We start from the raw sequence: 13,785 nt of genomic DNA, 5'->3' as shown, positions 1-13,785 counted from the left end.
GCCGCAATCTCAATAGATAGCCTTCTGTATTTCCGCCTGTCAGGCGGCAACAAACGAGTAGCATAACGATGAGTCTGAACCTGGTAAGTGAACAATTACTGTCGGCAAATGGCCTGAATCATCAGGACCTGTTTGCCATTCTTGGTCAACTGACCGAGCGCCGCCTCGATTACGGCGATCTCTATTTTCAGTCGAGCTATCACGAATCCTGGGTTCTGGAAGACAGCATCATTAAAGATGGGTCGTACAATATCGACCAGGGCGTAGGCGTGCGCGCCGTCAGCGGCGAAAAAACGGGCTTTGCCTACGCTGACCAGATCAGCAAGCTGGCGCTGGAGCAGAGCGCCCAGGCGGCGCGGACCATTGTGCGCGAGACTGGCAATGGCAAAGTACAGACCCTCGGCGCCGTAGAGCACAGCGCCCTCTATACCAGCATCGACCCGCTGCAGAGTATGAGCCGGGAAGAGAAGCTGGATATTCTCCGCCGGGTAGACAAAGTCGCCCGCGCGGCGGACCAGCGCGTGCAGGAGGTTTCGGCCAGCCTGAGCGGGGTCTATGAGCTGATTCTGGTGGCCGCCACCGACGGCACTCTGGCCGCCGACGTTCGTCCGCTGGTGCGCCTCTCGGTCAGCGTGCTGGTGGAAGAGGACGGCAAACGCGAGCGCGGCAGCAGCGGCGGCGGCGGGCGTTTTGGCTATGACTATTTCCTCGCCTCTCAGGAGGGCGAAGTACGGGCCGACGCCTGGGCGAAAGAAGCGGTGCGCATGGCGCTGGTTAACCTCTCGGCGGTCGCCGCCCCGGCGGGGATGCTGCCGGTGGTGCTCGGCGCCGGCTGGCCTGGCGTCCTGCTGCACGAAGCGGTCGGTCACGGCCTGGAAGGCGATTTCAACCGTCGCGGCACCTCGGTCTTTAGCGGCCATATGGGGGAATTAGTCGCCTCTGAGCTGTGCACCGTCGTGGACGACGGCACCATCGTCGACCGTCGTGGCTCGGTGGCCATCGATGACGAAGGAACGCCGGGTCAATACAATGTGCTGATCGAAAACGGCATCCTGAAAGGCTACATGCAGGATAAACTCAATGCGCGTCTGATGGGCGTCGCGCCGACCGGCAACGGCCGCCGTGAATCCTATGCCCATCTGCCGATGCCGCGTATGACCAACACCTATATGCTGGCGGGCCAGTCCACGCCGCAGGAGATTATCGAGTCGGTGGACTACGGTATCTTCGCGCCTAACTTCGGCGGCGGGCAGGTGGATATCACCTCCGGTAAGTTTGTCTTCTCCACCTCCGAGGCCTATCTGATCGAAAAAGGCAAGGTCACGAAGGCGGTGAAAGGCGCTACACTGATCGGCTCCGGGATTGAGACTATGCAGCAGATTTCGATGGTGGGTAACGATCTGCGTCTGGATAACGGCGTCGGCGTCTGTGGCAAAGAGGGCCAGAGCGTGCCGGTGGGCGTTGGCCAGCCGACCCTGAAGGTCGATAACCTCACCGTCGGCGGCACTGCCTGATCCTGAGCGGGTTCCCGGCGTCGCCGGGAACCGCTTCAGCGGGCGATCCCTCTGCCGTGCATCCCCTGATAGATCTTCGCCACGTCGACAAAATACTCCGTCAGATAATTGATACAGACCTGCACTTTCAGCGGCAGTTTATCCTTTTCGGTGTACAGGGCGTAGACCGGACGCGGATCGGACTGGTAGCTCGGCAGCAGGATCTCAAGCTCACCGCGATTGATCTCTTCGATCGCCCACATCAACGGCACATAGGCGATACCCACCCCGGCGGTCAGCCAGCGCACCAGCGTCATGGGGTCATTGGTCACAAAGCGCCCCTGCGGGGTCAGGCGGGTTGAGATCCCTTCCGGCGCGATAATGACAAACTCATTGTCCGGCCGCACGCTATATTCCAGCCAGGCATGCCCGGCAAGATCGGCCGGTTTCTCAGGATTGCCAGCCTGCGCCAGATAGCTTTTCGCGGCGCATAACACCATCGGCATTGAGCCCAGACGGCGGGAAAAAAGACTGGAATCCTGCAGGGCGCCCACGCGGATCACCACGTCAAGACCGTCGGCGATCAGGTCCGGCGCAGGTATGCCGGTGACCAGATTGACGGAGAGCCCGGGGTATTCTTTCAGCATTTTCGCCGTTATGCGCGCCAGAACATTCTGTGCCATAGTTGAAGAGCAGCCGATACGCAGCGTTCCGATAGGGGTGTTGTTAAATGCGTATAATTGCTCATGGACATCCTGTGCTTCAAACAGCATCCTACGGCAGCCCTGATAGTAAATTTTACCCGCTTCCGTTAAGCCAAGGCTGCGGGTGCTGCGGTTGAGCAGCTTCACCTGCAGTTCATCTTCCAGTTTGGCGACGGTCTGACTGATCGAGGAAACGCTCATCTGAAGCTGGCGGGCCGCTGCGGTGAAGGAACCTAATTCGACCACTTTGGCGAAAACGGACATGCGCTTTAATCGTTCCATTATTCACTCTGGCTTAAAAGTGATTTAGATCACACATTGTAGATAATGCGGCAATCGTTACGTTAATATATTGTTAGCTACATAATAAACGCATCTGCTCACTACCTGTACGCTTCTTATTCAAGGTCATCATGAGTCTGTTTCCTGTCATCGTGATTTTCGGCTTATCGTTTCCGCCGATCTTCTTCGAGTTGCTTTTGTCGCTGGCCATCTTCTGGCTGGTGCACCGATTGCTGGTTCCGACCGGCATTTACGATTTTGTCTGGCACCCTGCACTGTTTAATACGGCGCTATATTGCTGCCTTTTTTATTTGATATCGCGCTTGTTCGTTTGAGGTTGATGTGAAAACACTAACAAGAAATATCCTCCGTACCGCTATTACCGTGATACTGGTCATTTTGGCCTTCGTGGCGATTTTCCGCGCCTGGGTTTACTACACCGCCTCGCCGTGGACGCGGGATGCGCGCTTTAGCGCCGACATTGTGGCCATTGCTCCCGACGTCTCCGGGCTGATTTCCCAGGTAAACGTCAAGGATAACCAACTGGTTAAGAAAGACCAGGTATTGTTCGTTATTGACCAACCTCGTTACCAAAAAGCGCTGGCGCAGGCGGAAGCCGATGTCGCCTACTACCAGACCTTAGCCCAGGAAAAACGTGTCGAAGCCGGTCGGCGTAATAAGCTTGGCGTCCAGGCGATGTCGCGGGAAGAGATTGACCAGGCGAACAACGTGCTGCAGACCGTTGAGCATCAGCTGGCGAAAGCGGTGGCCAGCCGCGACCTGGCCAGACTGGACCTGCAGCGCACAGAGATTCGCGCCCCCGCGGATGGCTGGGTGACCAACCTTAACGTCTATACCGGGGAATTTATCACCCGCGGCTCCACGGCGGTGGCGCTGGTGAAAGAGAATACATTTTACGTCATGGCCTATCTGGAAGAGACTAAACTGGAAGGCGTCCGCCCTGGATACCGGGCGGAAATTACCCCGCTTGGCAGCAGCAAAACCATTAAAGGCACGGTGGACAGTATCGCTGCGGGGGTAACCAACGCCAGCAGCAGCAGCGACTCGAAAGGGATGGCTTCGGTGGATTCCAACCTTGAATGGGTGCGTCTGGCGCAGCGTGTGCCGGTTCGTATTCGCCTTGACCACCAGCAGGGGAATCTGTGGCCATCGGGCACGACGGCGACGGTGGTGATCACCGGTAAAGAAGACCGTGATACCAGCCAGGCCAACTTCTTCCAGAAACTGGCTATGCGCCTGCGCGAATTCGGTTAATCGCTATGGGGACATATACTATTGCTCCCCAGCATCTCCGCTTTGCTATTAAGCTTGCATGCGCGGTGGTGTTGGCGCTGTTCGTCGGCTTCCATTTTCAGCTCGAAACGCCGCGCTGGGCGGTGCTGACCGCGGCGATTGTCGCCGCTGGCCCGGCCTTTGCCGCCGGGGGAGAGCCGTACTCCGGCGCGATCCGCTATCGCGGCATGTTGCGTATTGCCGGGACCTTTATTGGCTGTATTGCGGCGCTGGTCATCATCATCCTGATGATCCGCGCCCCTCTGCTGATGATGCTGGTCTGCTGCCTGTGGGCCGGGTTTTGTACCTGGGTTTCGTCGCTGGTCAAGGTCGAAAACTCCTATGCCTGGGGGCTGGCCGGATACACCGCGCTGATTATCATTATTACCATCCACACCGATCCGATGCTGGCGCCGCAGTTTGCCGTTGAGCGCTGTAGCGAAATCGTCATCGGGATTGTCAGCGCCATCGTCGCCGATCTGCTGTTCTCCCCGCGTTCGATTAAAAAAGAGATCGACCTTGAACTGGATAACCTGCTGATTGCGCAGTATAAGCTGATGCAGTTATGCGTTGCGCACGGCGAAAAAGATGAAGTGGATCAGGCCTGGGGAGCGCTGGTGCGTCGCACCACGGCGCTGGAAGGAATGCGCAGTAACCTGATTATGGAGTCCTCTCGCTGGGCTAAGGCGAATCAACGCCTGAAGGCGATCAATACCCTCTCGCTAACGCTTATCACCCAGGCTTGCGAAACCTACCTGATTCAGAACTCGCGCCCGGAAATGGTGACGGACGACTACCGCGAGCTGTTCGCTGAGCCGGTTGAGACGGTGCAGGATGTTCACCAGCAGCTGAAGCGTATGCGTCGCTTCCTGACCTGGAAAGGCGAGCATAATACGCCGGTCACCATCTACAGCTGGGTAGGCGCAGCCACCCGTTACCTGCTGCTTAAGCGTGGCGTGGTGGGCAACACCAAAATCAGCCGCATCGAAGACGGTGTATTGCGCGGCGAAACGGTGGTTAAAGTGGAGTCCGCCGAGCGTCACCACGCGATGGTGAACTTCTGGCGTACCTCCGTCTCCTGTATCCTTGGGACGCTGTTCTGGCTGTGGACGGGCTGGACCTCAGGCAGCGGCGCGATGGTAATGATTGCCGTGGTTACCGCGCTGGCGATGCGCTTGCCTAACCCGCGAATGGTGGCGATAGACTTCCTCTACGGTACTCTGGCGGCGTTACCGCTGGGTACCCTGTACTTTCTGGTGATCATGCCGGCGACGCAGCAGAGTATGCTGTTGCTTTGTATCAGCCTGGCGGCGATGGCGTTTTTTATCGGTATCGAAGTGCAGAAAAGGCGCCTCGGATCGCTGGGGGCGCTGGCGAGCACCATCAACATTCTGGTGCTGGATAACCCGATGCAGTTCCAGTTCAGTCAGTTCCTCGATAGCGCGCTGGGGCAGATCGTCGGTTGTTTCCTCGCCCTGATGGTTATTCTCATTGTCAGGGATAACTCCCGGGCAAGAACCGGTCGGGTGCTGCTGAACCAGTTTGTCTCCGCGGCGGTCTCTTCGCTGACCACCAACTCGGCGCGTCGCAAAGAGAATCATCTGCCCGCGCTCTATCAGCAGCTGTTTTTATTGCTCAACAAATTCCCCGGCGATGTCGCTCGTTTCCGACTGGCGTTGACGTTAATCATTGCCCACCAGCGCCTGCGCGATGCGCCCGTGCCGGTGAATGAGGATCTGTCGGCGTTCCATCGCCAGCTGCGACGTACCGCGGATCATGTAATCTCCGCCGGGAGCGATGATAAGCGTCGGCGCTACTTTACCCGGCTGCTGGCGGAGCTTGATGTTTATCAGGAGAAGCTGCGGGTCTGGGAGGCTTCGCCGCAGGTGACCGAGCCGGTACGGCGACTGGTTGAGATGTTGCACAAGTACCAGCATGTGCTGACCAGCAGTTAACCCATAAACCGACGCCCAGGCGTCGGTTTTTTTATCGCTATACTTAACGGCGACAGGAAGAGAAGCGGGAGGGGCTGCCATGACCACCTATACGTTTGATTTTGACGAAATCGCCGAGCAACAGGATTTCTACCGGGAGTTTTCCCGCACCTTCGAGCTGGCACAGGATAAGGTCAACAACCTTGATTCGCTATGGGACGCGGTGACCGGTGGGCTGCTGCCGCTGCCGCTGGACATTGAGTTCATCCATTTAAATGACAAGCAGCGTCGGCGCTTTGGGGCGTTAATTTTATTATTTGATGAAGCAGAGGAAGAGCTGGAGGGGGAGTTACGTTTTAACGCCCGGCAGGCATAAAAAAGCCCCCGGCAGGCGGGGGCAAGTCGTCGAAATAAGACGACGAGGGTTTATTTGTACAGCTCAGCGGTGGCGTGCCAGCTATCGCCGGTACGTGCTTCAATAATACGGTAGCTGCTGGCGCCTTCTTTCTCGGCTTTAGCGGCCAGTTCCTGACGCATGTCCATTGGCGCACTACCTACCTGGGAAACCGAGATGGTGCCCATGGACTGCAGGTTCTGGGCTTGCTCAGCGTTCACTTGCTGAACGGCCGCGCTAGCGCCGAAAGAGAGAAGGGAAGCCAAGCCAAGGGATGCGATGATCATTGCGCGTTTCATAATCTTTACTCCAGTCTTTGTTTTTCCGCGGCGGGGCGATGAATGAGGCCGGGCCGCGGTAGAGAATTTTTGTCGGGTTAATCGTTGACGATCTAAAACTTATTTATACAGCTCAGCAGTGGCATGCCAGTGGTCGCCAGTGCGGGCTTCGATAATGCGGTAAGAAGAAGCCCCTTCTTCCTGCGCTTTTTTGTTCAGCATTTCATGCATATCCATCGGGGAAGAGGCTACCGCGCCGACGGAAACTGTACCGATGGCCTCGCGGCCCTGGGCTTGCTCGCTGTTAATAACATCAGCGGCGAAAGCGCCAAACGACATGACGGACAGGATGCTGAGAGCTGCTACAGTGGTTTTGATTTTCATGATGTTCACCTCGTCGAATCTTTTTGTTGAGGGTCTTTGTTTCGTGACCCTCATCACAAAAACAAGTATACACTAATCACCAAAAATATTAATACCATGCTAATTGTTTTGTGCGTTAATAGTTACAATAAATTGCGCTTTTTATAACCGATAAGAATTAAAAATGACGAGTCACAGACAGAGATAAGTTTTATTTCTAATAAAATCATAAAGGTATACGATTTTGATCTTTCGTGCGTTTTAGGCGTTTCCCTTACGTAAAAGAACGTATAGACAGGCTAAATCACACGAAATGTTAAATTTTTGTTGAGTTGAAAGGGGGGAGGGAGAGAAGAGGGGGAATCACCCTCTGACGGTTGCCAGAGGGGAATGCTCAGAGTTCCTGTTCGAACAGCACCAGGATAGCGTCGTGCAGATCTTTCACTGTGAAACCGCGCGCTGGCGTGGTGAAGATGGTGTCATCCCCGGCGATGCTGCCAAGAATACCTTCCGCCTTGCCCAGCGAGTCGAGAAGACGGGCGATCAGCTGCGCTGCCCCGGGGCTGGTGTGAATCACCACGACGGCATCGTTATAATCGATATCCAGCACCAGATTTTTCAGTGGGCTGGAGGTGGTCGGCACGCCAAGCTCGGCAGGCAGGCAATAGACCATTTCCATTTTGGCGTTACGGGTACGAACCGCGCCAAATTTGGTGAGCATGCGGGAAACCTTCGATTGGTTGATATTCTCGAAGCCTTCTTCCTGCAGCGCCTGGACGATCTCTCCCTGCGAGCTGAATTTCTCTTCTTTAAGCAGCGCTTTAAACGCTTTAACCAGTTCTTCTTGTTTTGCCGAACTTCGCATAAGTCACCCAGATTATGGTGGTAAAATCAACATCATTATGCATAACCGTGAATTTTTATGCAAATAATCCGCGAGGGGATAGGTCAATAATGTTATGAAGGGGGCATATTTTAGCAAAAAAACCGTATAAGGAACATGTTCTCATCACAACGCTTAAAGGCATGTAAAAGTAAATGAAATGTTATTGAGTTGGTGTTGTTTTGCGCAACTGGCTGGGTGTATTGTAACCAATAGTCGATCCGGTACTTCGCTTTGCTGGATGGTCAGTCAGGAAGCATAAAGTGCGCCGCTGTTCTATTGCTACGCACAATAATGCATTCTTCAGCCATAATCATTGTAATTGTTCATCTTGTGAATTAAGGTCCAGGCGACGGAATAACGAAAGACTAAATTAACCATAATAAGGAGTTTAGGATGAAAGTTGCAGTCCTTGGCGCTGCCGGTGGTATCGGCCAGGCGCTTGCCCTACTACTTAAGACCCAACTGCCTTCAGGTTCAGAGCTCTCGTTGTACGACATCGCTCCGGTTACGCCGGGCGTGGCGGTAGATCTAAGTCATATCCCCACAGATGTAAAAATTAAAGGATTTTCCGGTGAAGATGCTACCCCGGCGCTGGAAGGCGCTGATGTGGTGCTGATCTCCGCGGGCGTAGCGCGTAAGCCCGGCATGGATCGTTCCGACCTGTTTAATGTGAATGCGGGTATCGTTAAGAACCTCGTGCAGCAGATTGCCAAAACCTGCCCGCAGGCCTGCATCGGCATTATTACCAACCCGGTGAACACCACCGTGGCCATCGCCGCCGAAGTGCTGAAAAAAGCCGGCGTGTACGATAAAAACAAACTGTTCGGCGTGACTACGCTGGACATCATCCGCTCCAATACCTTTGTGGCGGAGCTGAAAGGTCAATCGGCAACCGAGGTGGAAGTCCCGGTTATTGGCGGTCACTCCGGGGTCACCATTCTGCCTTTACTGTCGCAGATCCCTGGCGTCAGCTTTAGCGATCAGGAAGTGGCCGATCTGACTAAACGCATTCAAAACGCCGGTACCGAGGTCGTGGAAGCGAAAGCGGGCGGCGGGTCGGCGACCTTGTCGATGGGTCAGGCGGCTGCGCGCTTTGGCCTTTCTCTGGTTCGCGCCATGCAGGGAGAAAAAGGCGTAGTGGAGTGCGCCTACGTGGAAGGCGACGGCCAGTATGCGCGTTTCTTCTCTCAGCCGCTGCTGCTGGGGAAGAATGGCGTAGAAGAGCGTCAGTCTATCGGCAAACTCAGCGCCTTTGAGCAGCAGGCGCTGGAAGGCATGCTGGACACCCTGAAGAAAGATATCGCGCTCGGCGAAGACTTCGTCAACAAGTAACCTCGCACGCTCAAAAAAGCCGGAACTGTTGTTCCGGCTTTTTATTACCTCACTTTTCGCCCCAATGCGCCAGCGGTCGGGCAAATCTGCTAAAATCCCCCGCGTTTTAAGCCACCAGCCATGAGGACAGCGTGAAAAAGATCGAAAGAAAACAGACCCGGGACCAAATCGCGCAGATGATTCGTTATCAGATCCTCTCCGGCGCCATGAAACCCGGGGAGGAATTGACTCAGGAGAACATCGCAGAACAGCTGGGACTTTCACGTATGCCGGTTAGGGAAGCGCTACAGTCCCTTGAACAGGAAGGATTTCTGGTGCGCTTGCCTAACCGACATATGCAGGTCTCCACGCTGGCCGTCGAGGACGTGAGCCATATTTTTCGCGTTATCGCGGTGATGGCTGCGGAACTATTTGCCCTTGTGCCGGCGAATCAGGGGGAATTACTTCGCGTACGCGCGCAGGAGCTGGCGTGTGCTGGTGATAACGCCGGTGAACTGGCGTTTCATCAGTTGCTGATTTCCTATCTTGATAACCGCTATCTGGCAAAGGCGTATCAGCAATTTTTGGACGGTTATATTTCCTATGTCATTCTGTACCTGAAAGAGGATGGCCAGGAGTCGGCGCAGATCCTGAGCGAACTGGCGAGCGCCATTGGCCAGGGTGAAGGCGAAAAAATTGCTCAGGCAACACAGCGTTATTTCCTTATCCTTGCGGAGATAATGCGTCAACATATGAAGGATTGGGAAAGTGCAGAAGCCTAACTTAGGGAAAATTAAGCTTCTTTCCGCGAAGGAGCAGGTGGCGGCGGTTTTGCGTAAAGCGATCCTTTCGCGGGATTTAGTGGAAGGGCAGGAAATTACCCTTGAAGGGATTGCCAAAATGGTTGGCGTTTCCAGCATGCCGGTACGTGAAGCGTTTCAGATTTTAGCCGCTGATGGCCTGATTCAAGTGCGGCCGAATAAAGGTGCGGTGGTGCTGGGGATTAATGAGCAGACTATCCGCGAGCATTACGAAATTCGCGCCGTACTGGAAAGTGAAGCGGTGGCGAAAGCTTCTCGCCCAGGGACCGATATTACACGCATCGCTCAGGTTCACTATGCCGCAGAGAAGGCGCTGGCAGACAATAATTCTGCTGAATATTCCGACCTGAATCAGGCCTTCCACATGGAGATCTGGAACGCGGCGGGAAATGAAAAAATGAAGATGCTGCTCTGCAACATGTGGAACGGACTCTCGATGGGGCACAAGGTGACCGAAGAAGAGTACGCCATCATTTCCATTCGTGAACATAAAGCGATCTTACAAGCGCTTGAGCAGCATAACGAAGCGCTGGCCCGCCAGCGAATGCATGAGCATATCATCCGCTCGATGGAGAATATGCTCACGCGTTACCTGCCCGATCCGGCACCCTGACCGGTTCGATCGCCAGCGAATGGCTGGCGTTTGTTGTATTTATCAACATTATTAATTCCTCCTCGTGACGATCTGCGCAGGATCTTGATGCAGATCTCATTGCGCGATCATTCCACAAAAACGCATTGACTTACTTTTTGCATGGGAATAATTTCTCCTTCGTCAATATTGGATACAATATCATATATCATTGATAGGAAAAATTATAAGTATGGAACCGATTACCATCACCCTATGTTTGCTGGTGTTCGCTATCGTCATGTTTATCTGGGAGAAGGTGCCGCTGGCAGTGACTTCCATGGTGGTTTGCGTGGCGTTAGTGGTCACTGGCGTATTGGATCTAAAGCAGGCCTTTGCCGGTTTTATCGACAGCAACGTCATTCTCTTTGTCGCCATGTTTATTGTTGGCGGGGCGTTATTTGAGACCGGGATGGCCAATAAAGTCGGTGGGGTGATCACTCACTTCGCCAAAACTGAGAAGCAGCTGATCTTCACCATTATGGTGGTGGTTGGCGTGATGTCAGGTTTTCTCTCGAATACCGGTACGGCAGCCGTATTGATCCCGGTCGTGATTGGCGTGGCCGCCAAATCGGGATTTACCCGCTCGCGTCTGCTGATGCCGCTGGTGTTTGCTGCCGCGCTGGGCGGCAACCTGTCGCTGATTGGCGCTCCGGGCAACCTGATCGCACAATCGGCCCTGCAGAAGATCGGTAGCGGTTTCGGCTTCTTTGAGTATGCGAAAGTGGGCCTACCAATGCTGGTCTGCGGCATCCTCTATTTCCTGACCATCGGCTATAAGTTCCTGCCCAATAACCCGAACAGCGGTGAAGTGGGCAGCGTCGGTGAACAGCGTGATTACAGTCACGTTCCGCGCTGGAAGCAGATCCTGTCCCTGGTCGTACTGATCGCCACGATCCTCGGCATGATTTTCGAAAAACAGACCGGCATTAGCCTGGCGGTGGCGGGCTGTATTGGTGCCCTGGTGCTGATTGTTACTGGGGTACTGACGGAAAAGCAAGCTTACAAAGCCATTGATTCACAGACTATTTTTATCTTCGGCGGCACCCTGGCGCTGGCAAAGGCGCTGGAAATGACCGGGGCGGGCAAGCTGGTGGCTGACCAGGTTATCGGTCTGCTGGGCAACAACTCCTCGCCGTTCATGCTGCTGGTGGTGGTTTTTATCCTCTCCGTGGTGATGACCAACTTTATGTCCAATACCGCCACCGTCGCGCTACTGGTGCCAGTGAGCCTGTCTATTGCCGCCGGTATGGGAGCCGATCCGCGTGCGGTGCTGATGGCGACAGTGATTGGTAGCTCCTGCGCCTATGCGACGCCGATCGGTATGCCCGCCAATATGATGGTGCTGTCGGCCGGGGGCTATAAATTCGTCGATTACGCCAAGTCCGGCATCCCTCTGATTATCGTTTCCACCATTGTCAGCCTGATCCTGCTGCCAATCCTTTTCCCTTTTCATCCGTAACTTACGGACGCTGTTCTGACTAAGGAGCCTTTATGAGCAAAAGTGAACAGATATCCCGCATGACCGACATTATGGCCAGATTTGTGGGATATACCGGCAAAGTATTGCCTGATGACGTCACGGCAAAACTAAAAGAGTTGCATAAGAAAGAGACCAGCCAGCTGGCGGATGTCATCTTCACCACCATGATTGAAAACCAGCGACTGGCGAAAGAGCTGGATCGTCCCTCCTGCCAGGATACCGGCGTGATCCAGTTTCTGGTGGAGTGCGGCGCCAACTTCCCGCTGATCGGCGAACTGGAAGCGCTGTTGCGCGAATCGGTGATCAAAGCCACCGTCGACTCCCCGCTGCGTCATAACAGCGTCGAGACCTTTGATGAATACAACACCGGCAAAAACGTTGGCAAAGGGACGCCCACCGTTTTCTGGGAGATTGTCCCGGATTCCGATCAGTGCAGCATCTACACCTATATGGCTGGCGGCGGCTGCTCGCTGCCGGGTAAAGCGATGGTGTTGATGCCTGGCGCTGGCTATGAAGGGGTGACCCGCTTTGTACTGGATGTGATGACCAGCTATGGTCTGAACGCCTGTCCGCCGCTGCTGGTTGGCGTTGGCGTTGCGACTTCCGTTGAAACGGCGGCGCTGTTGTCGAAGAAAGCGCTGATGCGCCCGATTGGCTCGCACAATGACAACGAACGCGCGGCATCGCTGGAAAAAATGCTCGAAGACGGCATCAACAAAATTGGCCTGGGGCCGCAGGGGATGTCCGGCAATACCTCCGTAATGGGCGTCAATATCGAAAATACAGCCCGTCATCCTTCCACTATTGGCGTGGCGGTTAACGTTGGCTGCTGGTCGCACCGCAAAGGACATATCGTTTTCGATAAAGACCTGAACTACACCATTACGTCTCACACAGGAGTGGCATTCTGATGGCTAAAAAAATACTCACTACGCCCATTAAAGATGAAGATTTAGCTGATATTAAAGCGGGCGATATCATTTATCTCAACGGCCATATTGTGACCTGTCGAGATGTGGCTCATCGTCGCTTAATTGAGGGCGGTCGTGAATTACCGGTTAATGTTGCCGGTGGCGCGATATTGCATGCCGGGCCGATTGTGCGACCGATTAAAGGTTCGGAAAATAAATTTGAAATGGTCTCCGTTGGGCCGACCACCAGTATGCGCATGGAGAAATTTGAAAAAGAGTTTATTGCCAGAACCGGCGTGAAATTAATCGTTGGTAAAGGCGGTATGGGGAAGGGAACGGAAGAGGGTTGCGCCGAGCATAAAGCCTTGCACTGCGTGTTCCCGGCCGGCTGCGCGGTCGTCGCCGCGGTCTGCGTGGAAGAAATCGAAGATGCGCAGTGGCGTGATTTAGGGATGCCGGAAACCTTATGGGTATGTCGGGTGAAAGAGTTCGGGCCGTTAATTGTCTCAATCGATACCCACGGCAATAACCTGTTTGAGCAGAATAAAGTGATCTTTAATCAGCGCAAAGACATTGTCACCGATGAAATCTGCAAACATGTGAGCTTCATTAAATAACCCCGATTGAATATATAGCGCAGTAATGGCAGCGGCAGCTGACCGCTAAACAGAGGCTTCTGACCAGGCGGTCCGGGGAAATCCACTCTGCTAACGCGGTCTGCTGTTAGCCATTATTGCGCCCCTCCCAAAGGCTATTTTATGACTGATAATGCCGTCCTGTTAGGCGAAGGCTTCACCCTGATGTTTCTCGGCATGGGCTTTGTGCTGGTGTTCCTGCTGCTGCTCATTTTCGCCATCCGGGGAATGTCCCTCGCCGTCAACCGCCTGTTTCCCGAGCCGCCTGCCGCCCCCAAACCGGCGCCGGCCGCCGTTGCGCCCGCCGGCGACTTCGCCCGCTTAACGCCGGCGATTGTCGCCGCCATTCACCACCATCGCCGTCTT

16 protein-coding genes are annotated in these 13,785 nt (G+C 54.6%); 12 read left to right on the top strand and 4 right to left on the bottom strand.

Going from position 1 to position 13,785, the window contains the following annotated elements:
* The first annotated feature begins 68 nt into the window (after positions 1-68).
* Positions 69-1,514: a metalloprotease TldD gene (tldD, locus tag QLG03_RS04905; RefSeq protein ID WP_004206236.1), complete on the top strand. Its 1,446-nt coding sequence runs from the start codon at positions 69-71 to the stop codon at positions 1,512-1,514.
* A gap of 35 nt (positions 1,515-1,549) precedes the next feature.
* On the opposite strand, the gene aaeR is transcribed toward tldD, so the two are convergent.
* Positions 1,550-2,479, bottom strand: coding sequence for an HTH-type transcriptional activator AaeR (gene aaeR / locus QLG03_RS04900; RefSeq protein WP_002918641.1), 930 nt, complete (start codon positions 2,477-2,479; stop codon positions 1,550-1,552).
* Positions 2,480-2,610: 131 nt separating this feature from the next.
* Between aaeR and aaeX the strand changes: the two genes are divergently transcribed.
* From aaeX to QLG03_RS04880, 4 genes are all read left to right on the top strand, one after another.
* Positions 2,611-2,814 carry a p-hydroxybenzoic acid efflux pump operon protein AaeX gene (aaeX, locus tag QLG03_RS04895; protein WP_002918640.1) on the top strand — a complete coding sequence of 68 codons (204 nt, stop codon included), beginning with the start codon at positions 2,611-2,613 and terminating at the stop codon, positions 2,812-2,814.
* 7 nt (positions 2,815-2,821) lie between these two features.
* Complete coding sequence (aaeA, locus tag QLG03_RS04890; RefSeq protein ID WP_023291152.1) at positions 2,822-3,754, top strand: p-hydroxybenzoic acid efflux pump subunit AaeA; 933 nt, start codon at positions 2,822-2,824, stop codon at positions 3,752-3,754.
* A 5-nt stretch (positions 3,755-3,759) separates the two neighbouring features.
* Positions 3,760-5,727 (top strand): p-hydroxybenzoic acid efflux pump subunit AaeB, encoded by a 1,968-nt coding sequence (gene aaeB / locus QLG03_RS04885; RefSeq protein WP_023291151.1) that lies wholly within the window; start codon positions 3,760-3,762, stop codon positions 5,725-5,727.
* Positions 5,728-5,806: 79 nt separating this feature from the next.
* Complete coding sequence (locus tag QLG03_RS04880; RefSeq protein WP_002918629.1) at positions 5,807-6,082, top strand: barstar family protein; 276 nt, start codon at positions 5,807-5,809, stop codon at positions 6,080-6,082.
* Positions 6,083-6,132: 50 nt separating this feature from the next.
* Here QLG03_RS04880 and yhcN-B read toward each other — a convergent pair whose 3' ends face one another.
* The 3 genes from yhcN-B to argR form a co-directional block, all read right to left on the bottom strand.
* Positions 6,133-6,399 carry a DUF1471 family stress response protein YhcN-B gene (gene yhcN-B / locus QLG03_RS04875; RefSeq protein ID WP_002918627.1) on the bottom strand — a complete coding sequence of 89 codons (267 nt, stop codon included), beginning with the start codon at positions 6,397-6,399 and terminating at the stop codon, positions 6,133-6,135.
* Positions 6,400-6,498: 99 nt separating this feature from the next.
* Positions 6,499-6,762: a peroxide/acid stress response protein YhcN gene (yhcN, locus tag QLG03_RS04870; protein ID WP_017899932.1), complete on the bottom strand. Its 264-nt coding sequence runs from the start codon at positions 6,760-6,762 to the stop codon at positions 6,499-6,501.
* 373 nt (positions 6,763-7,135) lie between these two features.
* Positions 7,136-7,606, bottom strand: coding sequence for a transcriptional regulator ArgR (gene argR, locus QLG03_RS04865; RefSeq protein WP_002918625.1), 471 nt, complete (start codon positions 7,604-7,606; stop codon positions 7,136-7,138).
* Between the two features lie 414 nt (positions 7,607-8,020).
* On the opposite strand from argR, the gene mdh reads away from it, so the two are divergent.
* From mdh to QLG03_RS04830, 7 genes are all read left to right on the top strand, one after another.
* Entirely contained in the window at positions 8,021-8,959 is a 939-nt protein-coding gene (mdh, locus tag QLG03_RS04860; RefSeq protein ID WP_023291150.1) for a malate dehydrogenase, read from the top strand.
* Positions 8,960-9,090: 131 nt separating this feature from the next.
* Entirely contained in the window at positions 9,091-9,720 is a 630-nt protein-coding gene (locus QLG03_RS04855; protein WP_044524918.1) for a GntR family transcriptional regulator, read from the top strand.
* The gene (locus tag QLG03_RS04850) at positions 9,707-10,372 is read left to right on the top strand and encodes a GntR family transcriptional regulator (RefSeq protein ID WP_282473604.1); all 666 of its coding nucleotides are present in this window, start codon (positions 9,707-9,709) and stop codon (positions 10,370-10,372) included. The genes QLG03_RS04855 and QLG03_RS04850 overlap by 14 nt, the downstream gene beginning before the upstream one ends.
* 211 nt (positions 10,373-10,583) lie before the next feature.
* Positions 10,584-11,852 carry an SLC13 family permease gene (locus QLG03_RS04845; protein ID WP_065813237.1) on the top strand — a complete coding sequence of 423 codons (1,269 nt, stop codon included), beginning with the start codon at positions 10,584-10,586 and terminating at the stop codon, positions 11,850-11,852.
* 32 nt (positions 11,853-11,884) lie between these two features.
* Positions 11,885-12,784, top strand: coding sequence for a L(+)-tartrate dehydratase subunit alpha (ttdA, locus tag QLG03_RS04840; protein WP_012540456.1), 900 nt, complete (start codon positions 11,885-11,887; stop codon positions 12,782-12,784).
* A complete protein-coding gene (ttdB, locus tag QLG03_RS04835) occupies positions 12,784-13,401 on the top strand; it encodes a L(+)-tartrate dehydratase subunit beta (RefSeq protein ID WP_110238500.1) in 618 nt (205 codons plus the stop codon). Before ttdA ends, ttdB begins: the two co-directional genes overlap by 1 nt.
* Positions 13,402-13,542: 141 nt before the next feature.
* Positions 13,543-13,785: oxaloacetate decarboxylase subunit gamma (locus QLG03_RS04830; RefSeq protein WP_282473603.1), on the top strand; the 243-nt coding region annotated here is incomplete at its 3' end.

This window comes from Klebsiella sp. V115_8 (assembly GCF_029967715.1).
Lineage (GTDB): Bacteria > Pseudomonadota > Gammaproteobacteria > Enterobacterales > Enterobacteriaceae > Klebsiella > Klebsiella quasipneumoniae.
The sequence above is the reverse complement of the archived record's forward strand: the minus strand, read 5'-3'. Positions and strand labels throughout refer to the sequence as shown.

What these genes read in the sequence shown, in the direction of transcription:
- QLG03_RS04845 (WP_065813237.1), top strand. Translation starts at nt 10,584, where the DNA reads ATGGAACCGATTACCATCACCCTATGTTTGCTGGTGTTCGCTATCGTC.
- aaeB (WP_023291151.1), top strand. Translation starts at nt 3,760, where the DNA reads ATGGGGACATATACTATTGCTCCCCAGCATCTCCGCTTTGCTATTAAG.
- aaeR (WP_002918641.1), bottom strand. Translation starts at nt 2,479, where the DNA reads ATGGAACGATTAAAGCGCATGTCCGTTTTCGCCAAAGTGGTCGAATTA.
- aaeX (WP_002918640.1), top strand. Translation starts at nt 2,611, where the DNA reads ATGAGTCTGTTTCCTGTCATCGTGATTTTCGGCTTATCGTTTCCGCCG.
- mdh (WP_023291150.1), top strand. Translation starts at nt 8,021, where the DNA reads ATGAAAGTTGCAGTCCTTGGCGCTGCCGGTGGTATCGGCCAGGCGCTT.
- ttdA (WP_012540456.1), top strand. Translation starts at nt 11,885, where the DNA reads ATGAGCAAAAGTGAACAGATATCCCGCATGACCGACATTATGGCCAGA.
- QLG03_RS04880 (WP_002918629.1), top strand. Translation starts at nt 5,807, where the DNA reads ATGACCACCTATACGTTTGATTTTGACGAAATCGCCGAGCAACAGGAT.
- argR (WP_002918625.1), bottom strand. Translation starts at nt 7,606, where the DNA reads ATGCGAAGTTCGGCAAAACAAGAAGAACTGGTTAAAGCGTTTAAAGCG.
- tldD (WP_004206236.1), top strand. Translation starts at nt 69, where the DNA reads ATGAGTCTGAACCTGGTAAGTGAACAATTACTGTCGGCAAATGGCCTG.
- yhcN-B (WP_002918627.1), bottom strand. Translation starts at nt 6,399, where the DNA reads ATGAAACGCGCAATGATCATCGCATCCCTTGGCTTGGCTTCCCTTCTC.
- ttdB (WP_110238500.1), top strand. Translation starts at nt 12,784, where the DNA reads ATGGCTAAAAAAATACTCACTACGCCCATTAAAGATGAAGATTTAGCT.
- yhcN (WP_017899932.1), bottom strand. Translation starts at nt 6,762, where the DNA reads ATGAAAATCAAAACCACTGTAGCAGCTCTCAGCATCCTGTCCGTCATG.